24 protein-coding genes are annotated in these 21,582 nt (G+C 52.3%); 5 read left to right on the forward strand and 19 right to left on the reverse strand.

From position 1 onward, the window contains the following. Positions 1-3: 3 nt before the first annotated feature. The 8 genes from argB to NWF35_RS02060 form a co-directional block, all read right to left on the reverse strand. Positions 4-795, reverse strand: a complete 792-nt coding sequence (gene argB, locus NWF35_RS02025) for an acetylglutamate kinase (protein WP_301237428.1) — start codon at positions 793-795, stop codon at positions 4-6. A gap of 136 nt (positions 796-931) precedes the next feature. Further along, the gene (gene argJ, locus NWF35_RS02030; protein ID WP_301237429.1) at positions 932-2,197 is read right to left on the reverse strand and encodes a bifunctional glutamate N-acetyltransferase/amino-acid acetyltransferase ArgJ; all 1,266 of its coding nucleotides are present in this window, start codon (positions 2,195-2,197) and stop codon (positions 932-934) included. Between the two features lie 40 nt (positions 2,198-2,237). Beyond that, positions 2,238-3,272, reverse strand: a complete 1,035-nt coding sequence (gene argC, locus NWF35_RS02035; protein WP_301237430.1) for an N-acetyl-gamma-glutamyl-phosphate reductase — start codon at positions 3,270-3,272, stop codon at positions 2,238-2,240. Positions 3,273-3,439: 167 nt separating this feature from the next. Beyond that, positions 3,440-3,574: a hypothetical protein gene (locus NWF35_RS02040; protein ID WP_301237431.1), complete on the reverse strand. Its 135-nt coding sequence runs from the start codon at positions 3,572-3,574 to the stop codon at positions 3,440-3,442. A gap of 447 nt (positions 3,575-4,021) precedes the next feature. Further along, a complete protein-coding gene (locus NWF35_RS02045; RefSeq protein WP_301237432.1) occupies positions 4,022-4,657 on the reverse strand; it encodes a hypothetical protein in 636 nt (211 codons plus the stop codon). A 209-nt stretch (positions 4,658-4,866) separates the two neighbouring features. After that, positions 4,867-5,652: an enoyl-CoA hydratase-related protein gene (locus NWF35_RS02050; protein ID WP_301237433.1), complete on the reverse strand. Its 786-nt coding sequence runs from the start codon at positions 5,650-5,652 to the stop codon at positions 4,867-4,869. A gap of 95 nt (positions 5,653-5,747) precedes the next feature. Beyond that, positions 5,748-6,797, reverse strand: coding sequence for a sulfite oxidase (locus NWF35_RS02055; protein ID WP_301237434.1), 1,050 nt, complete (start codon positions 6,795-6,797; stop codon positions 5,748-5,750). Positions 6,798-7,005: 208 nt separating this feature from the next. Then, on the reverse strand, positions 7,006-7,434 hold the full coding sequence (locus NWF35_RS02060; protein WP_301237435.1) for an RrF2 family transcriptional regulator: 429 nt from the start codon (positions 7,432-7,434) through the stop codon (positions 7,006-7,008). A gap of 191 nt (positions 7,435-7,625) precedes the next feature. Here NWF35_RS02060 and NWF35_RS02065 point away from each other — a divergent pair, with 191 nt between their 5' ends. From NWF35_RS02065 to NWF35_RS02085, 5 genes are all read left to right on the forward strand, one after another. Next, positions 7,626-8,012 carry a GntR family transcriptional regulator gene (locus tag NWF35_RS02065; RefSeq protein ID WP_301237436.1) on the forward strand — a complete coding sequence of 129 codons (387 nt, stop codon included), beginning with the start codon at positions 7,626-7,628 and terminating at the stop codon, positions 8,010-8,012. Continuing rightward, complete coding sequence (locus NWF35_RS02070) at positions 8,009-8,875, forward strand: ABC transporter ATP-binding protein (protein ID WP_301237437.1); 867 nt, start codon at positions 8,009-8,011, stop codon at positions 8,873-8,875. The genes NWF35_RS02065 and NWF35_RS02070 overlap by 4 nt, the downstream gene beginning before the upstream one ends. Positions 8,876-8,888: 13 nt before the next feature. Then, positions 8,889-9,197 carry an ABC-2 transporter permease gene (locus NWF35_RS02075; protein ID WP_301237438.1) on the forward strand — a complete coding sequence of 103 codons (309 nt, stop codon included), beginning with the start codon at positions 8,889-8,891 and terminating at the stop codon, positions 9,195-9,197. Positions 9,198-9,251: 54 nt separating this feature from the next. Continuing rightward, complete coding sequence (locus NWF35_RS02080) at positions 9,252-9,515, forward strand: hypothetical protein (RefSeq protein ID WP_301237439.1); 264 nt, start codon at positions 9,252-9,254, stop codon at positions 9,513-9,515. A 459-nt stretch (positions 9,516-9,974) separates the two neighbouring features. Further along, positions 9,975-10,175 carry a cold-shock protein gene (locus NWF35_RS02085; protein ID WP_301237440.1) on the forward strand — a complete coding sequence of 67 codons (201 nt, stop codon included), beginning with the start codon at positions 9,975-9,977 and terminating at the stop codon, positions 10,173-10,175. A gap of 272 nt (positions 10,176-10,447) precedes the next feature. Here NWF35_RS02085 and prfB read toward each other — a convergent pair. The 11 genes from prfB to NWF35_RS02140 all read right to left on the reverse strand — a co-directional run bounded on the left by prfB (position 10,448) and on the right by NWF35_RS02140 (position 21,432). Then, positions 10,448-11,567 (reverse strand): peptide chain release factor 2 gene (prfB, locus tag NWF35_RS02090; RefSeq protein ID WP_301237563.1). Its coding sequence is split into 2 segments (ribosomal slippage): positions 10,448-11,494 and positions 11,496-11,567, totalling 1,119 coding nucleotides; the frame shifts between segments, so codons are not numbered across the junction. Positions 11,568-11,804: 237 nt separating this feature from the next. Then, a complete protein-coding gene (secA2, locus tag NWF35_RS02095; protein ID WP_301237441.1) occupies positions 11,805-14,336 on the reverse strand; it encodes an accessory Sec system translocase SecA2 in 2,532 nt (843 codons plus the stop codon). A 364-nt stretch (positions 14,337-14,700) separates the two neighbouring features. Continuing rightward, the gene (gene hpf, locus NWF35_RS02100; RefSeq protein ID WP_301237442.1) at positions 14,701-15,252 is read right to left on the reverse strand and encodes a ribosome hibernation-promoting factor, HPF/YfiA family; all 552 of its coding nucleotides are present in this window, start codon (positions 15,250-15,252) and stop codon (positions 14,701-14,703) included. A 206-nt stretch (positions 15,253-15,458) separates the two neighbouring features. Further along, positions 15,459-15,659, reverse strand: coding sequence for a cold shock domain-containing protein (locus NWF35_RS02105; protein WP_212773454.1), 201 nt, complete (start codon positions 15,657-15,659; stop codon positions 15,459-15,461). 314 nt (positions 15,660-15,973) lie between these two features. Further along, a complete protein-coding gene (locus NWF35_RS02110; RefSeq protein ID WP_435873821.1) occupies positions 15,974-16,696 on the reverse strand; it encodes an amino acid ABC transporter ATP-binding protein in 723 nt (240 codons plus the stop codon). Between the two features lie 10 nt (positions 16,697-16,706). Then, complete coding sequence (locus NWF35_RS02115; RefSeq protein WP_301237444.1) at positions 16,707-17,393, reverse strand: amino acid ABC transporter permease; 687 nt, start codon at positions 17,391-17,393, stop codon at positions 16,707-16,709. Between the two features lie 138 nt (positions 17,394-17,531). Next, positions 17,532-18,302, reverse strand: coding sequence for a basic amino acid ABC transporter substrate-binding protein (locus NWF35_RS02120; protein ID WP_301237445.1), 771 nt, complete (start codon positions 18,300-18,302; stop codon positions 17,532-17,534). A gap of 340 nt (positions 18,303-18,642) precedes the next feature. After that, positions 18,643-18,918, reverse strand: coding sequence for an HU family DNA-binding protein (locus NWF35_RS02125; RefSeq protein WP_301237446.1), 276 nt, complete (start codon positions 18,916-18,918; stop codon positions 18,643-18,645). Between the two features lie 136 nt (positions 18,919-19,054). Beyond that, positions 19,055-19,555, reverse strand: a complete 501-nt coding sequence (locus tag NWF35_RS02130; protein WP_301237447.1) for a ComF family protein — start codon at positions 19,553-19,555, stop codon at positions 19,055-19,057. Positions 19,556-19,681: 126 nt separating this feature from the next. Next, entirely contained in the window at positions 19,682-20,860 is a 1,179-nt protein-coding gene (locus tag NWF35_RS02135) for a helicase-related protein (RefSeq protein WP_301237448.1), read from the reverse strand. After that, positions 20,788-21,432: a hypothetical protein gene (locus NWF35_RS02140; protein WP_301237449.1), complete on the reverse strand. Its 645-nt coding sequence runs from the start codon at positions 21,430-21,432 to the stop codon at positions 20,788-20,790. Before NWF35_RS02140 ends, NWF35_RS02135 begins: the two co-directional genes overlap by 73 nt. Positions 21,433-21,582 lie beyond the last annotated feature (150 nt).

Genomic DNA, 21,582 nt, shown 5'->3' on the forward strand with positions numbered 1-21,582 from the left:
TTCTCACCACTCCCTTACAATGCTGGTGCCCGCAAACACCGCTTGTGTACCGTCTTTCCACTCCTGCGGGGCGCGTCCGTCGACGATCATCACGCGTTCCACTTCACCGCTCAAGCACCGCATCCCGGCTGTCACTTTGGGGATCATGCCGCCAGCGATCGTACCGTCGGCGATCATTTCATCGATCTGCTCAGGTGTGACGCGTCGAAGCACACGCTTCTCCCCGTTGTCCACTTTCCAGATACCGGGGACGTCGGTCACCATCGCCAAGGTGTGCGCCTTCAGCGCCTGTGCAATCGCCCCTGCCGCGTGATCGGCGTTGACGTTGTAGTGTTGACCGGTTGCATCCACACCCAGCGATGCCACAACGGGCAACCATCCTTGATCCAGCAGCCCCTGCAACATGCTCGGATTCACCTCCGTCACGTCCCCCACATAACCCAGGGCGGGATCCCGTTGCTTCACCCGAATCAGCTCACCGTCGACCCCGCTGACTCCGATCGCACGTGCACCGGCTTGTGTGAATTGCGAAACCAAATGTTTGTTCATCGCACCGGCCAATACCATCTCGACCACTTCCAATGTGTCAGCGTCCGTGACGCGTAATCCGTCAACAAAACGAGGCGTAATCCCGGCTTTCTCCAGCCAGCGGTTGATCCAGGGACCGCCTCCGTGTACGATGACAGGCTGCCACCCCCGCTCCAAGAGAGAGACGCAGGTGGAAAAAAACGATGGATGAAGCCGATCCGTCACACTGCCGCCAATTTTGATAACCATGATGTTGCGGGTAACCATGTCGCCTCTCTCCTCTCCTGTCTGTATATAAAAACATCCTAATGTATAAATATGCAAATCGACCAGAAAATCAGCACCCCGACCCGGAGCTTTTTTGTCAGCTTTGCTCTGGGACATCGGATGCCAACAGGAGACATCATGTTCGGTAACAAGCATTGATGCGCACGTACTCGTAAGTCAGGTCGCATCCCCATGCGGTCGCCTTAAACTCTCCCTGATGCAAATCGACATAGAATCTCACCATGTCACGGTTCAAGACCGATTGGGCTGCTTCTTCGTCGAACGGGACGGGCAAACCGTTTTTCACCACGTGAATCTCTCCGATCTTCACATCCACTGAAGCAGGATCGATCAACGGCGCACCATATCCGATCGCACAGAGAATCCGTCCCCAATTGGGGTCGGCACCGAACACCGCCGCTTTGACCAAATTGGAGCCCACCACCGACTTAGCTGCTTGCCGTGCCGTCTCCTGCGTCGGCGCACCACTGACGGTCACCTCGACAAGCTTAGTCGCTCCTTCTCCGTCCCGTGCAATCATCTGTGCCAAACGGCGACATACATAAACGAAACCTGAGCGGAATGCTGGCCAATCCGGATGATCCGGGTGAAGGGCGGTGGTGTGTGCTGCCAATCCGCTTGCCATCGCAACCACCATGTCATTGGTGCTGCAATCGCCATCGACGGTGATCATGTTGAATGTCTCATCCGTCACTTCTCTCAGCAGTCCTCTCAATACCGCCGGTTCGATCACGGCATCCGTTGTAAGAAACGCCAGCATGGTGGCCATATTGGGATGAATCATGCCTGATCCTTTGGCCACACCGGCGATTCTCACTTCCTGACCTTCGACCGCGACGACCACTTCCACGGCTTTGGTGCAAGTGTCGGTGGTCAAGATGGCCTGGGCGAAATCATCGTGTCCGCTGTCGCCCACATGGTCCATTTGTTCTCGCAATGCGCGAAGACCTGCTGAAATCCGGTCCATCGGCAGCAACTCGCCGATCACCCCTGTGGAAGCGACCCCGACCAAATGCTCTGAGATCCCGAACAATTCCGCCGTTTCTCGGCGCATTCGGTACGCATCCGCTTCTCCCTGCGGGCCGGTGCAGGCATTGGCATTGCCGCTGTTGACCAGCATCACTTGAAGGTGATCCTCTTTTTCCAAGCTCTCGCGAGTCACTTTCAACGGCGCCGCCTGAAAGGCGTTCATCGTGTACACGGCGGCGGCGGAAGCGGGAACCTCACAGACGATCCACCCGAGATCTTTCCGTTTTCGTTTGATGCCACAGTGCAAACCCGCTGCGTAAAACCCTTTGGGCGAATGGATCCGTGGATGCTCCACCACCGAAAACGCGTCAATCCCCGTTTGTTGCAGCTGGGCCACGTCCGTTCCGCTCATCTTCTGTTTCTCCCCTTTTTCTCATCGTGTTCCGTCTCTATCACGGATACAACGGTAATCCTTCCAATCCCGCAGTTTCCGGCCATCCCATTCGGATATTCAGATTTTGCACCGCCTGGCCCGCCGCTCCTTTCATCAAATTGTCGATCACGGCGACGGCGGTGACGGTTCCCGTCCGTTCGTCCACATGCCATCCCAGATCGCAGAAGTTGCTGCCACGCACGTGTTTGGTCTGCGGCCATTCTCCTTCTTGTTTCAGCCGAACAAATGGGGTGTTTTCATAGTACGAGCGATAGCAGTCAGCCACATCGTGACCGGTCACGCCCGGCTTCACCTGAGCGTACACGTTGGTCAAGATCCCGCGATTCATTGGAACCAGGTGCGGAGTGAAGAGGATTTTCACCGGCTCTCCCAATTCCGCTTCCGCAAACAGCTCCACCTCGGGTGTATGCTGATGTACTCCGATTTTATATGGGTACAGATTTTCGTTCACTTCGCAGTACAGTTTGGATTCGCTTAATCCTCGTCCCGCCCCGGATACGCCCGATTTGGCGTCCACCACCAGCGGAGAAGTTTGAATGAGTCCCTCTTTCAATAAGGGCAAAACCGCCAGCAACGTAGCTGTCGGATAACATCCCGGGTTGGCGATTAACGTCGCCTGGGCGATTTTATCACTGTACCATTCACTCAAACCGTACACCGCCCGTTCCATCCACTCGACCGGCGCAGGTTCCCGTTGGTACCACTGTTGATAGATGTCAGGGTTCCCCAATCGAAAATCCCCGGAAAGATCGATAACGATCTTCCCTCTCTCCAAAAAGGCAGGCGCCCATTTGCCACTGACACCGGGAGGTGTGGCAAAAAAGACCACGTCCCCCGCTTCCGCAATACCGTCTACGTCCATTTCCTTCAGGGTGAACGTGAGATGCGCCGCGTGTGGGTACACTTCCCCAAGTTGTTTTCCCGCCGAGGAAGATGAAACCATCGCGCCGATCTCGGCATTCGGGTGCCCTTGCAACAATCGGATCAATTCGATGCCACCATAGCCGGTCGATCCGATTACAACTGCTTTCACTGGATAAGCTACCCCCTCGCGCGGTCGAAGTTTGTATTATTATACGGCCATATTCATATTTATTCAACCCCCTTTTTTCATTTCGACACAAAAAAAATCGCCCCTGTTCTGAGGGACGATTCCAAGACAAACGGAACTCGTAACCAAATTCCCAAATATGATTGATTTCACTGTGCCCGCAAGTGATTCGGTTCTTTGGCATTGTTGGTGTTTTGGGAGTCCGTTTTTCCTTGCGGTTGTTCCATCAAGTTTTTTCGATCCTCAGACTCTTCCGCCACACGCGATCCACGCTGTTCGGCCAATGGTCTCACCCCCTCGTTATCATCAGGGTGCAACCCATTGACAGTCATTATACGTAATAACCCGAAACTGCCGGCTAAAGTTTCGCAAACAGGGCGTGTCTGATCCATTGACCGCATCGCGTTCCCGACTCGCTTCACCTGCGCCCAGCAGCACAGAAAGTAACCAATGCAGTGGGAATCGGGAGTGCAGGACGCTGCCAAAGAACGCTCCGCTTAGGGGAGATATCTCCCGCGATGGGGTGCCTACGCACGCCGAATCGATGCACGGTCGAGCTTATGTCGTCGCTCATCTGAAACAACATGGCCCATAACGAATACCAACACACCCTGTCCTGAGGCTCCTTCCCTTCCACATCCATGTTGAAGGGTCGTCTTTTTCCTTTTTCACCTGATTCGAAATGCAAAAACGGTACTCGTGGAAAAAGATCACCCTTCTATTCGATTCCCTTATTCACCATGATTTTTCTTCCGCTTGCCTCTCGGCGGCAATTTCGATTCGGAATCATACGGATTGCCCGATTTGGCAGCAGGATCCTTTTCCTTCAACCATGAAGGCTTGAACGGGATTTTGGCCGGTTCCTGTTCGTTTTCTTCCTGCTCTCCCGACTCTTCCTCCCATTCCTCCGTCTCCTGTTCTTTTTGCCGTTGAATTTCCGGATCAACCAACACATGATCCGACTTGTCCTTTTCTTCTTCTTTAAAGGACGGTGGTTCCCAATTGACCTCTTCTTCCGGCTCGTCGTCTTTCTTCCCTTTTTTCAACCAACCCAATACGCCGCGTTTTTCTTCCTCCTCCTCATCAAATTTGGGACGGTAACGCGGCTCCAAGTCTTTCAACTCTTTTCGTTTTTGCTCTTCACGCTTGGCCCGACGTTCCAGAATGGAAAACTCGGTGAAATCGATGTCCTCCGTATCGCGCTGAAACATGCGCTCCAGCTCTTCCACTTCCTTGCCACGTACTCTGGATAACCAGATTGATCCCACTACCGCACCGATAATCACCACAGCGAGAATGATCCAAACATAAGCGGGGATCACGCTGAGAAATCCCTCCAACAGCATGGCATGCAACCATACCATCAATGTCACACCTCCCTGAAATTGAACGCGCTTTGCTCACGATTGGTGTCATCCGTTTTGTGAACACCATCGTTTCCCGCCGTCCCCATACAGAAAAGTTGTAGCAATCCCCGCACCTTTTGTCAAATCCGCCTCGTTTTTAAACCAACGTGACGGATGATTATTCCCCGGGAAACGACAACTGCCGGTGAATCCAACCGGCAGTCGACACATTATTTCCCTTGAAATTCTGGTTTCCGCTTTTGAAGAAAGGCTTCCATCCCTTCTATACGATCCTGGGTGTCGAAAGTCAGTCCAAAACAAGCCGCCTCCAACTGCAAGCCGGAGCGCAAATCCGTCTCCGCTCCTTGATTGATTGCCCGTTTGATGTATTTCATGGCGATGGGCGCCTTTTTGGCAAGCACTTCCGCCAGCCGTTTCGCCTCGTCCAACAACATGTCGGGCGATGTCAATTTCTGCACCAATCCCAAACGATATGCCTCAGCGGCAGAAATCATTTCCCCGGTCAAACACAAGTATTTCGCGGTCGTCTTTCCAACCAACCGCGCCAATCGCTGGGTCCCACCGTATCCCGGAATCACTCCCAGATTCACTTCCGGTTGACCAAACTTGGCATTTTCGGACGCGATCAAAATGTCGCCGCTCATCGCCAACTCGCACCCTCCACCCAGGGCGAAACCATCGACAGCCATGATCACCGGCTTGTCCAGCTCTTCGATTTTGCTGAAGAGCGCCTGCCCCTTCGCCGCCAACCGTTGTGCTTCGGCAGCCGATTCGATTTGCCTCAGCTCGCTAATATCAGCCCCTGCAACGAATGCTTTTTCTCCCGCTCCGGTAATTATCAGACAGCGTACGTCTTCATTTTGCTCCGCCCAATCGACCGCCTCTGTCAACTCCTCCAATGTTTCACGGTTGAGTGCATTGAGCACCTTTGGGCGCTGAATGGTCAAAAGTGCCCATCCGTTTCCTTGTTCCAGCACAATATTGTTCCATTCCACGCTGCAACACCTCCTGGTTCGTCTTCTGGAACTATGTCTGACTTAATGAATTCGGTGTCGAATGGTGCACTTCCTCCCGATCCTATTGATCCAACTTACTCCACCTGTACCCGTGAACGGCCGACCGCATTATACCCGTACCCCTTTCGGTTCCATTTAGCACGCAGCGGCTGCATACGACCGGCCGTATCCACCGCTCGCGACCAGATTTCGTATTTACCCGGTTGCAGGGTCTTCCAATTCCAACTCCATTGGACCCATGCGTAGGGATGATGCCAGGGGCGTTGCTGAAGCTGGGCGGAATACCAATGAGCCCCACGATCGACAGACACCTCCACTCTCCTAATCACGCCCTTCCCTGTCCACGCAAGCCCTTCCACACGGTGATGTCCCGTTTTCAGTACCGAAAAATCATGAGGATGCCGGATGAGGGAATTGACGCGGAGAACGGTGACAGGTCGTTTCCCCTCATCACTGTCAGGAAAGGGATAATAATGGTAGTCCTCCTTTTGGTAGTAGCCTTGAAACGGCTCCGTTATCACTTCGATGCGGCTCAACCATTTCACGGACGCCATCGCATACCAACCCGGCACGATCAGCCGTAGAGGAGCACCGTGTTCCGGTGACAGCAGTTGACCGTTTTGGGCATAGGCCACCAATGTATCCGGGTGAAGTGATTTGCCGAGCGGTAAGCTCCGGGCAAACGGGCCATTTTCCTCCCCTTCTCCATCCGTACCCCAAAACACAACTTCCCGAGCCGTAGAGCAGATACCGGCCTCCAGTAACAAATCCCGGAGCGGTACGCCCGTCCATTCTGCCTGGCTAATGGCCCCTTCGTTCCAGGGTACACCGTATACCCGCGGGCGGAATAAGGTCCTGCGGTTTCCCGCGCATTCCATCACTGCCACCACTGACTTGGCTGGTCTAGACCTGATTTCTTCGCAACTCAAGGTCAAGGGACGCTGTACCACACCCACCACTTGCAAACCGTCCAAATTCGGGGCAGGATAAGGGTAATGATTGCGACGGTACCATAAATCGTCCGGTGTTTTCCAATCCGTGATCCAGCGAACAGGGGAACTTTGATTTTCCGGTTGGATCGTTATCGTTTCACGAAACAATGGTTGTTGACGTGACAGTTTCATCCCAATCACCTTCCTGCATCATGTTCCGTCATGATAGAGAAACCCCGCTGAGCGGCATCATTTTCCGCACAACCGGGTATGTACGAGATCTCAATTCATTTGGAAAAATCGAATTCGCTCGCAGGATGGTGACCACCCTTATCACACCACGGACGAAATAACCCAATATCCCCTCGTCATCACCCCGTCCCGCCATTCTCACTCCCGATCAACCGGTCGGTCCTGCTTCCGTCTTCCCCTGCAGCAAATGTTCCAGCGTCGTTCGGTCCAATACTTGTGCCACTGTATCTCGAATCAATGCCCACAACGGTTTCAACAGACAATCCCCCTCCAACGGACACGGCTCGTATGCCGTCACACTGACACAGCTCATGGGAGCCAACGGTCCCTCCAGCCTGCGGATCACTTCTCCAATCACGATCTGCTCAGGCGGAAGTCGCAGAGCATATCCGCCCTGTGCTCCCCGTTTGCTCTTCACGTACCCGTTGGTTTTCAACTGAAGCAAAATCTGCTCCAAATAGTGATTGGGAACCAACGTTTTTTCCGCAATCTCCGAAATGGGAACCACATCCCCTTTGCGTAACCCCAACAACAACAAGGCACGCAGGGCGTACTCCCCGCGGCTGGAAACCTTCATGCTTTCCTCCCATCCCTACCATCCCGAGCAGAATGGTCGACAATGATGTCTCACCCGTCGGTTATATGTATATACACATGGCGACAGATGTGTGCCTGTGTTTTTGCATCTCCGGACAAAACGCAGGTTGACATCGATTCACCAAGTGTATGAATTGTATATACACACTATTTATTTATGGAGATGATTCTTTGAACATCACGATTTCCCACTCTTCGAAAGAACCGATCTACCAACAAATCATCGACCAGATCCGGGATCAGATTTTGAAAGGCGCCGTCCGTCCGGGAGATCCACTGCCCTCCATCCGGCAATTGGCCCGGGATTTACGGGTGAGCGTCATTACGACGAAGCGCGCATATGAAGAATTGGAACGGGAGGGATTGATCCGATCCGTGGTTGGGAAAGGATCCTACATCGCTCCGGGAAACACCATGGATACGCTCCGGGAGCAGCGAATCTCCCAACTACGGTGCCGTTTGCAACAACTGGTGGAGGAAGCCGCAGAACTTGGTTTAAGCCGGGAAGAATTGATCACTTGGGTACGACAATGTGACTGCGGGGAGGATCAGGAATGATGAAGTCATTGGAAGTCCGACATTTGTCCAAAGCCTTTCGGGGTTTTGCGCTTCAGGACGTCTCGTTCTCCTTGGAAGAGGGATACATTACGGGTTTTATCGGGGAAAACGGGTCAGGAAAAAGCACCACGATCAAGCTCATCCTGCAACTTCTGATCCCCGATTCGGAGGAAATTCGGATTTTCGGACTGGATCCATCCCGGCACAGTCAGGAGATCAAAGAGCGCATCGGCTTTGTGTTCGATGAACACCATTTCTACGAACATCTCACCATCGATGAGATGAAACGCATCATCACCCCTTTTTACAAACGATGGAATGAACGGTTGTTTCAACGTTACGTCCGTGATTTCGATCTACCGATCCGCAAAAAAATCAAGCATCTCTCCAAGGGAATGAAAATGAAGCTGTCGCTTGCATTCGCCCTCGCTCACGAACCGGATCTCATCATCATGGATGAACCCACATCCGGCCTCGATCCAGTCTTTCGTCGAGAGATACTCGATTTGTTGCGAGAGATCATGCTGGACGAGCGCAAAACCATCTTCTTTTCCACCCATATCACCACGGATCTGGAACAGATCGCCGACCACATCATCTTTCTGCACAAAGGTCGCGTGGTATGGGACGAAACCAAAGACCGGATTGAAGAGACGTATGCCTTGGTCAAAGGGGATACCCGATGGCTCACGCCGGAAGCGCGTCAAGCATTGATCGGCGTGCGGGAAACGGATGTGGGATTTGAAGGATTGGCAGCCGATGCGGACCAGGTACATCGTCTGTTGGGTGACCGTTGTGTGATGGAGAAGCCGTCGTTGGAAGACATCATATATTTTACGATCAAAGGAGGGCGTTCCGCTTGAGAGTGTATGGCGTTTGATCTTCAAAGATCTTCGTGTGCAGAAATACATGTTCCTCGTCGCGCTATTCTTCGCTTTTGTTAACATGTTGCTGACCAGGATGAACCAGCTGGTCAACATCGTCATCCTCGCCTATATGTTGATCACAAGCTCCATTCAGTATGACGAAAAACAGCGAACATCCGTATTGCTCAACTGCCTCCCCATCACCCGCCGATCTTATGTCGCATCCAAATATAAGTATCTTCCTGTATACATTGATCTCTGTGGTGATGGTGTTTCTGGTCAATCTGGCCGCCCTGTTCATCGCCCGATTCGGATTTAACCACAATCGTTTACCTTATCACTGTTTACGATACAGGATGTATTCTGGGCACTGGTGTCCATCATGGTACTCGCCGCTTTGTTTTTTCCGATTGCTCTCACTTTCGACTGGAGTATGATGCAATATCTGTCATTCGTCGTTCTGGCAGTGGGCGGAACTGGTCTGGTTTTGCTTGTCATGTGGATAAAAAGTCCTGATTGGCCGCTGGTCGGATCTCCTTTCGCACTGCAAGCCGCCGTCATCGCGCTTGCTGCATTGGCCCTGTTATACGGATCATACCGTCTATCCCTGTTGTTGTATCAAAAGAAGGGTTTATAGGTGGCGTGATCCTGATCAGCAAATAACTGCTCAACCATGTTGTTAACCAAGTCCATGGGCTCCGATCTCCCGTCTTTATCTCCGCTCACGGCGGAGCTAAGGTCGGGAAATTACGGAAGGTTTCCTGCCGTGAGTATTCGCCCAAGGATGGCTGGAGGTGCGCCTCGAAGTGGTGAAGCAATCGGGGCGGGCGCACAGGTGTTTTCTCATTGGGGTTTGAGCATTACACCTGCCTTTCGGTCAAGCAAGTGATCTGCATGCAATATGAGTTGAGGGGGGGATTGGAATTCGTTTTACAAAACAGGATATTTGTGGTATAGTAAATTCTGGTTGTAATATTGAGGGTATATAATTCACACATGTTATAAAGGGTGATAAGTTTCGATTTGTCATTCTTTATAATGTGTGAATGAATGCCTAAAATATTATCAACACAAATATTTTCGGAGGAATTCACACATGCTACAAGGAACCGTTAAATGGTTTAATGCTGACAAAGGGTTCGGGTTTATCGAAGTGGAAGGCAGAGATGACGTATTCGTTCATTACTCCGCGATCAATGGTGTAGGATTTAAGACATTGGATGAAGGCGATAAAGTGAGTTTTGAAATCACGAAAGGCAACCGTGGTGATCAAGCCGTCAACGTGGTGAAGCTGTAAAAAAAAAGAAATAACCCATTCAGAACCACCCCACTGGAGCTCAACTCCTGTGGGGCCTTTTAGGTTTCACACTTCCACTCTCCAGTGTTCAGCCACTTTGTCCAGAGAGACTCCTTTTTAAGTGCGATTGGTCATCTTTTGCTCAAATCCGTGACCGTTATGGAAGGGTTCAACAAAAAAATTATTCCCAATCCATATACAAACCCGGCGGTTTTTTCCGCCGGGTTTTTCAGGTAGCCTCGCCGGAGCAAAATACCCCGGTCTTGGTCTCATCACTTTTTCGGTTGTTGGCCGCCGATTTTTTGACGGAGATACGCGTCGATAAATACATCGATCTCTCCGTCCATCACGGCTTGCACGTTGCCTACCTCCACCTGCGTGCGGTGATCCTTGACCAAACTGTAGGGGTGGAAGACATAAGATCGGATCTGGTTGCCCCAACCGATCTCCGTCTGCTCCCCTTTCAACTGGTCGATCTGTTTCCGCCGCTCCTCCATCATGCGTTCATACAGACGCGCCTTCAGGATTTTCATCGCGCGTTCCCTGTTTTTGATCTGCGAACGCTCCGATTGGCATGTTACGACGATGCCGGTGGGCAAGTGCGTGATCCGCACCGCCGAATCGGTCGTGTTGACGTGTTGTCCCCCGGCGCCGCTGGAACGATACGTGTCAATTTTGAGCTCTTCCGGCTTGATCTCCACTTCAACGTCATCATCCACTTCCGGCATGACGTTGGCGGAGACAAACGACGTATGCCGGCGCCCGGACGCGTCGAACGGCGAAATCCGTACCAGACGGTGTACGCCTTTTTCCGCTTTGAGATATCCATAGGCATTGTGCCCTTTGATCAACAGCGTGACGCTTTTGATGCCCGCTTCCTCACCAGGCAGGTAATCCAGTGTTTCCACCTTGTACCCTCTGCGTTCAGCCCAACGCGTATACATCCGGAGAAGCATCGACGCCCAGTCCTGCGATTCGGTCCCGCCTGCGCCGGGGTGGAGCTCCAGGATGGCATTGTTTTTGTCGTAGGGTTCGCTTAACAGGAGACTCAGCTCAAACTGCGTCATCTCTTTTTTGAGCGAACGGATCGTTTCTTCCGCTTCCTCCAGGAGCGACTCATCGTCCTCCTCGGCGGCCAGCTCCAACAGGACCTGCAGGTCTTCGTGTGCCTGCTCCAGCTTGGTCATCGTTTCGACCTGGGCTTTCAACCCATTGGCCTCGTCGATCACTTTTTGCGCTTGTTGCTGATCGTCCCAGAAGTCGGGAGCAGTCATTTGCGCTTCCAGTTCCGCAATGCGCGCTTTTTTCTGGTCGAGGTCAAAGAGACCCCCTGATATCCGCCAATCGCTTGGCTGTATTGGTTACTTCCTGCTTCAGTTCGCCCAATGAAATCACGACAAATCACCTCTTCGCACTTTTCCGTTTCAAGGAAACGTACCTTTCCAATTATAACGCAATCCGGAACGAAATTCGAATCCGTAGACCATTTGTCCCTGTTTCCTCCGGGTTCAATCCATTCATTCTCTCCCGTTTTTCTATATTCAAAGGGGCGTGTCGAAAAAGGCCCCCCTCATTTGAAGGGGTGGCCTCTAAGATGCGAGTTTTTTTACTTTTGCTGATTCCCCTACGTCAACCCGTTTGTTGTGCACGGGCGCAACAGTGTTTGTACTTTTTGCCGCTTCCGCACGGACAGGGATCATTGCGCCCCACTTTTTCTGCCCGACGGACCGGCTGGCGTTTGGCTTCTTCTTTGTCTGGCGAATCGCTGTGGACAGCGGTGGTGTTGACCGCCACCTGTTCGCGCTCGATCTCTTCGCCCACGCTGGACTTCATAATGTATTTCACTACTTCTTCCTGGATCTCGCGCACCATCTGTTCAAACATCTCGAAGCCTTCAAACTGGTATTCACGCAACGGATCGGTCTGTCCGTACGCCCGCAGGTGGATCCCCTGCCGCAATTGGTCCATGGCATCGATGTGGTCCATCCATTTGCGGTCCACTGTGCGCAGGATGACCACTTTGGAGAATTCTTGCATCCGGTCGAAACCGATCTCCTCCACACGCTGGTCGTAGTTTTTTTCCACGGCTTCGTACAGCGTGTCGATGATTTCATCCGGCTCCTTGTCCTGCAAATCCGCTTCACTCACCGTACCGGGCGGAAGCAGGTTGGATTCCATGTAGTCGAGGATCGACTCCAGATCCCACTCTTCCGGCAACGTATCTTCGGATGTGTGGGCCTTCACCACGTGTTCGATCACGTCTTTGGCCATATTGAGGACGACATCGCGCAAGTTGTCACTAAACAGCACTTCGCGACGCTGTTTATAGATGATTTCCCGTTGCTGGTTCAGCACATCGTCGTACTGCAACACCCAACGACGGGCATCAAAGTTCATACCTTCCACTTTTTTCTGGGCGTTTTCCACCGCTTTGGTGAACATTTTGCCCTCGATCGGCTGATCGTCCTCCATCCCCAGACGATCCATCATGTTTTTGATGCTGTCGGAGCCGAACCGCCGCATCAAATCATCTTCTAACGACAGATAGAACTGTGACGAGCCCGGATCGCCCTGCCGGCCGGAACGTCCGCGCAACTGGTTGTCGATCCGGCGGCTTTCGTGCCGTTCGGTGCCGATAACATGCAATCCGCCCAGTTCGGCCACACCTTCTCCCAAGACGATGTCCGTTCCGCGTCCGGCCATGTTGGTAGCGATGGTAACAGCACCTTTTTGCCCCGCCTGCGCGATGATTTCCGCTTCGCGCTCGTGATTTTTGGCGTTGAGCACCTGATGGGGAATACCGCGTTTTTTCAGCATGCGGGACAACTGTTCCGATTTCTCGATCGACACCGTCCCGACCAACACGGGTTGCCCCTTCTTGTGCCGACGGACAATCTCCTCGACGACGGCTTTGAATTTGGCCTCCTCGGTCTTGTAGAGCAGATCCGTCATGTCTTCGCGGATCATCGGGCGGTGTGTCGGGATCTGCACTACGTTCATACCGTAAATTTTGCGGAATTCCTCTTCTTCCGTCTTGGCCGTACCGGTCATCCCAGCCAATTTCTTGTACAGGCGGAAATAGTTTTGCAGCGTGATCGTTGCCAACGTCATGCTCTCCCGTTGGACTTGCAATCCTTCCTTGGCCTCAATCGCCTGGTGCAGACCGTCGCTGTATCTGCGTCCGTGCATAAGGCGACCGGTAAATTCATCCACAATCACGACACCGTCTTCATTCACGACGTAGTCGCGGTCGCGCTTCATCAGCACATGCGCTTTGAGCGCCTGTTGGACGTGGTGATTCAATGTGATATTTTTCACGTCGTACAAGTTGTCCACACCCAGGAATTTTTCCGCTTTGCTCACACCCTGCTCGGTTAGAGAGACGGCTTTCGTCTTCTCGTCCACCGTGTAATCCTCTTCCGGGCGGAGGCGGCGCACCAGCTGATCGGCTACGTAATACAAATCGGTCGCCTTGTTGGCCTGCCCACTAATGATGAGCGGCGTCCGCGCTTCGTCGATCAGGATGCTGTCCACCTCGTCCACGATGGCAAAATGCAGATCCCGTTGCACGATCTGCTCAGGATACAACACCATGTTGTCGCGCAGATAGTCAAATCCGAACTCGTTGTTGGTCCCGAAAGTGATGTCCGCCTGGTAAGCGGCACGCTTTTCTTCGGGAGTGAGCCCAGGAAGGTTCAATCCAACGCTCAGGCCGAGGAATTCAAACACCTGACCCATCCACTCTTTGTCCCGTTTGGCCAGGTAGTCGTTCACCGTCACGACGTGGACGCCCTTGCCTTCCAGGGCGTTCAAATACGCCGGCAATGTGGCGACCAGGGTTTTCCCCTCACCGGTCTTCATCTCGGCGATGTCGCCGTTGTGCAGAACAATACCACCCACCAGCTGAACGTAAAAATGGCGCATGCCCAGCACGCGTTTTGCTGCTTCCCGAACGACCGCATACGCTTCCGGAAGCAGATCGTCCAAGGTTTCACCTTCCGCCAAGCGCGCTTTAAACTCGTCCGTTTTGTTCCGGAGCTCTACATCGGAAAGTTTGGAGACCTCCGGTTCCAGCGCTTCGATCTGGTCGGCAATTTTATAGCAACGTTTCAATTCGCGTTCGTTGGCATCCGGGATCAGCTTTTTGAGCAAACCCAGCATTATTCCATCCCCTTCCCCATCATACGGGTATATTGGTAAAGTGCGACATCCGATGTCACACGAAATTCCAAGGAAGGTATCAACTATTAGTTTACCAAAAATACCAGCTGAATTTCACTTTTTTCGCAAAAGGTTCGAAAGCTTTTTGTCCCTCTCTTCATCACAAAACGAGGCGGCAGTGTTATCACTGCCGCCTGAGACCAGCCGGTTAGGCCGAACCGCACGATCCAAACCATTTGAAGGATGGTCAGGTGAATGGGAGACCACTTTGTCGGGTGTAGAGGGTGTTTTCCGGGGTTCACTTTTGTCTTTCCCGTCAAGATTCACCGTTAAACCCGAATATGAAATTCCTTATATTCCCTTATCACTCAGGCTCGATCAAACCGTAACGCCCGTCTTTTCTCCGATACACTACATTGATTTCATCCGTATCCGCATTGGCGAATACGAAGAAGTTATGTCCGAGCATTTCCATCTGCATGATGGCTTCTTCCACATCCATCGGTTTCAATTGAAAACGCTTCGTACGAACCACTTGAATGGGGTCCTCTTCTTCATCCTCCATAAGGGTGGGGGTGTTTCCATTTTCAACAAGCTGCGAACGGAGGCTTCCTTCCTGACGGAGTTTGCGGTTGATCTTGGTTTTGTACTTCCGGATCTGGCGCTCCAGCTTTTCCACGACCAGATCGATGGAAGCATACATGTCCGCGCTTTTTTCTTCCGCGCGAACCAACACGCCTGGAAAGGGAATCGTCACTTCCACTTTGTGATCATCGCGGATCACGCTGAGAGCGATGTGTGCATCGGCGGAAGGAGGGGAGTCGAAATACTTTTCCAGACGGCTGATCTTTTTTTCTACAAAATTCCGCAAAGCTTCCGTCACTTCGAGGTTATTTCCACGAATGACATAATTCATGAAGCGAATCCCCCTTTTCGCTTTATACATTATCTATTCCTCTATTATCCGAAAATTCCTTCCTTTTATTCACTATTTCCCAAAATAAGCTTCACCTATTCTTAACAAATGTCTGATATCAAAAAACGTCGAAACATAACGAAACCCCTTCGCCGAAGCGAAGGGGTGAGTAGTCATCGGTTGTTCATCCAGTCATGGAAAAACGATTACCCGATTTTCGTGACGTTCGCAGCCTGTGGTCCACGCGGACCTTCCACGATGTCAAATTCTACAAACTGACCTTCATCCAGGGTTTTGAATCCATCTTCCTGGATGGCCGAGTAGTGAACGAATACGTCTTCGCCACCCTCGCGCTCAATGAAACCATAGCCCTTTTCCGCGTTGAACCACTTGACTTTGCCTTGCATGAAAACACATTCCCTTCTTGATTTAAATACGCAAATGAGACGGGTAAATCTCATAATGCCTTTTCACTATATCATTGGGCCAGTTCAAAGTCAAGAATATTTCTCCAAACGGGGCAATGATCGCCTGGAGGCTTCACTTTCCCGACTAGCTACATCTGCGCCCTGCAGGGAAGCAGGTGATGGCCGCTACAACCCGGTCATACAAGACGCAGGCAAGTACGCTTCAAAATTGCCGGCGATTTCAATCCTGCGCTTCCCGATTCTTCGCTCGGGAAATATTACCTCCTTACGGAATGACCAGACACACCCTAATCCTAGAGCACCTTGCTCAAAAAGGTACGAGTCCGTTCGTGCTTTGGAGCATTGAACAACTCGTTCGGCGGCCTCTCTTCAACGATAACTCCCTGGTCTATAAACAACACTCTGTCGGACACTTCCCGGGCGAAACCCATCTCGTGGGTGACAACGACCATCGTCATCCCCTCGTTGGCCAGTTGTTTCATAACGGCCAATACCTCGCCCACCATTTCAGGGTCCAGGGCTGACGTAGGCTCGTCAAACAACATCACCTTGGGGTCCATCGCCAATGCGCGGGCAATGGCGACGCGCTGTTGCTGTCCGCCGGAGAGCTGTTCGGGATAAGCCTGGGCCTTGTCCGCCAGGCCCACTTTTTCCAACAACTCCATCGCCTTGGCTTCCGCTTTTTCTTTGTTCCAACCCCTGACTTGGATCGGCGCCAGGGTGATGTTTTCGATCACGCGCTTGTGTGGAAACAGGTTAAACTGCTGAAACACCATGCCTACTTCAGTGCGAACTTTGTTGATGTCCGTTTTGGGATCGGTCAAATCATGCCCATCTACCCACACCTTGCCGCCGGAGATGGGCTCTAGCAGATTCAGACAGCGCAAAAACGTGCTTTTCCCGGAACCGCTGGGACCGATCACACAGACCACTTCTTTTTCTTGAATTTCGACGCTGATATCCTTCAATACTTCCAATGTGCTGAATTGTTTGCGCAGATGTTCGACGCGGATCATGGCCATGGGATCATCCCTCCTGTCTGTCAGTGCGGTAGCGGTTTTCCAAGAAAAAGACGATGCGCGAAAGAACGTACGTCAAAATGAAATACAGGGCGGCTGACGCGATGTACGGGGCCCAGCGTTCAAACGTGTTTTTCGCTGTGGTGAAGGCGGCATAGGTGATGTCGTTGACCGCAATGATCGTCACCAGGGACGAATCTTTGAGCAAGGCGATGAATTCATTGCCCAGCGGAGGCAACATCCGCTTGAACGCCTGCGGGAGAATCACGTGTCGCATGGCTTGTCCGTAAGTCATGCCAAGCGAGCGGGCCGCTTCCATCTGACCTTTTTCAATGGATTGAATGCCGCCGCGGAAAATCTCCGCGATATAGGCCCCGGCATTAAGTGACAAGGCCACGAAACCGGACACGATCGCATCAGGTGGTTTCACGCCGAGCAATTCTTCACAAATCGTGGGGATCACGGCGAAATGAACCGCCAGGATTTGCAGCAGCAACGGCGTTCCCCTGAAGATATCCACATACACCTGTGCCGGGATGACCAACCACCGGCTGCGCGAAAGCCGCATCATTCCCAATGTCAGTCCGATCACCAACCCAACCAACACAGCCACCGTCGTCAATTCGATGGTGGTCCAGAATCCGCGGATGAAGTAGTCTTTGTATTCTACCAATACAGACCAATCGATCGGCATACATCCACCTCTTTTCGGGCAGGATTGTTTGCATCATGAATTGCGCAACTTATCCACATATTTATCCACAATATCCACAGGAAATTTTTTGAAAACAGGAAGTTGGGGAGCACAAGGGTACTCCCCAACCCCTTCCCGTTATTGCATCGGACCAAAATATTTCTCGTAAATCTTCTTGTAGGTGCCGTCTTCCCGGACTTTCTTCAGACCATCATTGATTTTCTTCAGCAGTTCCTTGTTCCCTTTTTTGACGATGATCCCATATTGTTCCGGTTCGAACGACGGATCTTCCACCTTTTTAAACTTACCGGCAGGCAGTTTTTTCAGATATTCGAGCACCACGCCGTTGTCCGCCACCACGGCGTCCACACGACCGTTGGCCAAGTCGTCGATCGCGGCCGGCGTATCATCGTATCCCTTGATGCCCTGATACGTTTTACCGAATGTTTTTTGCACGACAATTTCACCAGTTGTCCCCGTTTGCACGCCGATCCGTTTCCCTTTCAAATCCTTCAGCGATTGCACGTTGGAATTGGCCGGCACGAGGATCAACTGTTTGGCGTCAAAATACGGGTCGGAGAAGTCATACACTTTTTTACGGTCGTCCGTGATGGAAATGGCCGAGATCCCCGCATCCAGTTTGCCGTTTTTCACGGCATCCAGCATTGGGTCCCAACCGGCGTGTTGAATATCTACTTCAAAGCCACCGGCTTTGGCAATCGCGTTCATCAGTTCGATGTCAAAGCCGGTCAGTTTACCGTCCCCTCCCTGTTTCTCAAACGGCGGATAGGCGGCGTCGGTCCCCACTTTGACAATGCCGCCGGCCCCCGCGTCGTTCTTGGCGCAACCGGTCACTGCAAGTGAGAACAATAAGGCCAGTGATAAGATCAAAACTCCCCATTTTTGCATGTTTGATCCCCCTCGAGATTGCATATTCAAACATTCTGTTGTCTTCCACCGCATGTACGGCGAAATATCGACAGATGAAACATTTCCTTAGAATAGAAGCAGAAACAGAGCTTTAATACGATGAAGTCTCCCTTGAGTTATTATAAACGCTATTGTATTTATATTCAATTTGTATGTTTTGGTAACCCTCCCCTTTCTTTCTCTTTTGCTTTCAATAAAAGCAATATTCGAAATTTATCTTCTTCAGGAATACTTCTTTCGATCTTCATCTCAGAAAGTCCTGTAGAAAATAGAGGAAGATCTTCTAAATCAAAAAAGCCGCCAATTGGCGGCTTTTCGTTTACTGATTGACGGCCTCTTTCAGTTGTTTGCCGGGACGGAATGCTGGGACCCGGCTGGCTTCGATCTGGATCGCTTCACCGGTTTGCGGGTTGCGGCCCGTACGAGCGGCACGCTCGCGAACCTCAAAGTTGCCAAAACCAACCAACGACACTTTTTCACCGTTACGCAACGCCTCGGCGATGGTGCTCAACACAGCTTCGACCACTTGAGCCGATTCTTTTTTCGTTTTCCCTGTCGCCGCAGCCACGCGATCAACCAGTTCCGATTTGTTCATGTGTCAACTCTCCTTTTCTCTCACAAGTTTTTGGGTTTTGGATCATGACTATTACCCTGTGTTTCCCATCTTTTCGTGGATTATACCTCTTTTTTGATAGATAGACTGACTTTTCCCTTTTTTCATCGCGCAAATGTTAGGGAACGGACCGAATTACAACCAGCCTGTACCAGTACGCGGGCACAGGCGCCCAATGTGGCGCCGGTCGTATATACGTCATCCACCAACAAACATTGACAGCGACCAAATTATCGGCAGAGATCGACGGATGCAATGCAAAGACCCCCTCCATCGACCGCAAACGCTCCGCTCGGGATCGTTGGCTTTGAGGTGGAGTGGGTAACGACCTTACTAACAATGACACCACCGGTACTCCCCATTTCTTTCCGATGACGCGGGCCAATTGTTCCGATTGATTGAACCCTCGCCCTACCAACCGGAAGGGATGGAGGGGAACATAGGACATGTTCCGTACCCGGCGAGCAGCGACCGATACCATCATTTCCCCTATCGGACGGGCGAATCGCTCCCTGCCCAGATATTTGTACAAACGTATGACTTCCCGAGTGTGGGGCGTGTAGGAGACTGCACTGCAGTTCTGCATCAACTCCGGATACGGGTGGGAGCGACAGGACAAAGCGCTTCTCCTCCTGCTCTTCCGCAACGGCGGCAGTAGGGAGGTGCAATGGGGGAAAACCCGTCACAACAATGCGGACAGATTCGCTTCCATACCGGAGCCCAGGGGAGAGCGCGGACGGGCGTTTCACAAAACGGACATCTCCCAGGCAGTGAAAACCACCATCCTCCGATCATCGTTTGACTCCGGGGCATGCAAACACCCCGCCTGGTACGCCAATCGATTCATCCCCTTAATTTCCCGCATCGCCCTCCGCTGTGCTTCCGTCCATTCCTCCGAGATCCACCAGACGATCCCATCCGGGTCTTCCGGTGACCGTCCCGCCCGACCCGACATCTGAACCAAAGTGGCGGCGTCCATGACGGTATGGTCCGCCCCCAGCACCAACACTTGACAACCGGGTACCGTCACACCTCGCTCCAAGACAGACGTGGCGAGCAACACACGAATCCCGCCCCGACGAAACCGCTCCACGATCTCCCTTCTGTTGCGCTCTTTTCCCGACACAGCAGTACAGAACCGAGTCATATCAGGGAATTTCCGGGTGATCCACTGCAAGAGACACGGTAAATCCGACACCCGCGGCACAAAAATCAACCCTTGTTTGCCCGTCTCCATCAGGTGGCGCAAATAATTGGACAATGGCGGGACAGGTCTGCCGTGATCCACCTTATTCCACAGACCGCGAACACCAAATCGTTCGGGCACGGGTAACGGATGACCATGAAATCGGGCAGGCAGGGTGATAACGGGCAATTCTCCCTGCCGCGCTTTTCTCTGCCAGACCATCGGCGGAGTAGCCGTCACCCACACTACTTTTCCGTCCTTGCATAAGGATTGGTCAACCCCCGATTGCAATGCAGGATCCCCATACAATGGAAAAGCATCCCCTTCGTCGACGATCACCAAAGCAAACCGGCGGTACATCCGCCAGGTTTGGTGCGCCGTAGCGATCACGAGCTCTCCGTCTGCCCATGCCGATCGCGTCCCCCCATGAACGGCCGTTACCCGAACACCTTCCACTGCCTTTTTCAGACGCGGATGCAACTCGTCCACCACATCGCGTCGCGGTGTCACCCACAGCACACGATGCCCGCTTTGCAGTGTCCGGCGAATCAACGGCAAACAAACCTCCGTCTTGCCCGCTCCCGTCACCGCCCATAGCAGCATTGTCCGTTCCGGTCTATCTCTCCAGCTTTCCAGAAATGATGCGACTTCCTGTTGTTTGGGCGTCAGTTGTGGCAGATGGAAGCGAATCCCGTTGGTGGGAACCGCGGGGGCATCAAGAGGACGAATGCGAAACAACGGAACACATGACCGACATCTGCCCAATACGAGACAGTGATCGCAGGTAGTGCATATTTACAGCACCGTTTACAGTCCGTTCGAAATAAACGGGACGGTCCACTGCCACAGCGGCTGCAACGCCACTTCACCGCGGGGGCGGTGATATCGACAGCGGGCAGGCATTCTGCGGCCCCCATCAGGCACAACCACTGCAAACCGGTACGCAGGGCCACCGGATCGGGATCCTCACCCCACCGGTATCGCAAAAACGATCGGATTTCCTCCTCCAACAGCACACGACCACCCAATATATTCCACAATGCCATTCCGTACTTTTGCCCTGCCGACAGATCATCATCGGCCGTTTTTTCGAATTGCTCCATCCCATTCCCGATCAGCGACGATACGTATGTTCCTGCTGGAGCGTGTTTCCGCAAAACACACCAAGCTTGTCCTATCGTTTCATACCAACCGGTTATGCGAAACTCTTTCCCCCGATCCCGCCAAAAACGCTCGTCCACTGCAGGAGCCAAACTAATCTCCCAATGAGGGCGTTCTCCCCTCACAGTCACCTGATATAGCGTAAACATGACCTTACCCCTTTTTGGCGAAACGCCTCACTCATAAAAATAACGCAGGTTCGCTCCATCGCTGACCTGCGTTCCGCTTGCTGTCGGGTATACACTTGTGTTGAAACCTTGGGATCGATCTCTGTCTGTATCGTCCGGTAGATCTGCTCC

Source organism: Polycladomyces subterraneus (genome assembly GCF_030433435.1).
GTDB classification, from domain to species: Bacteria; Bacillota; Bacilli; order Thermoactinomycetales; family JIR-001; genus Polycladomyces; species Polycladomyces subterraneus.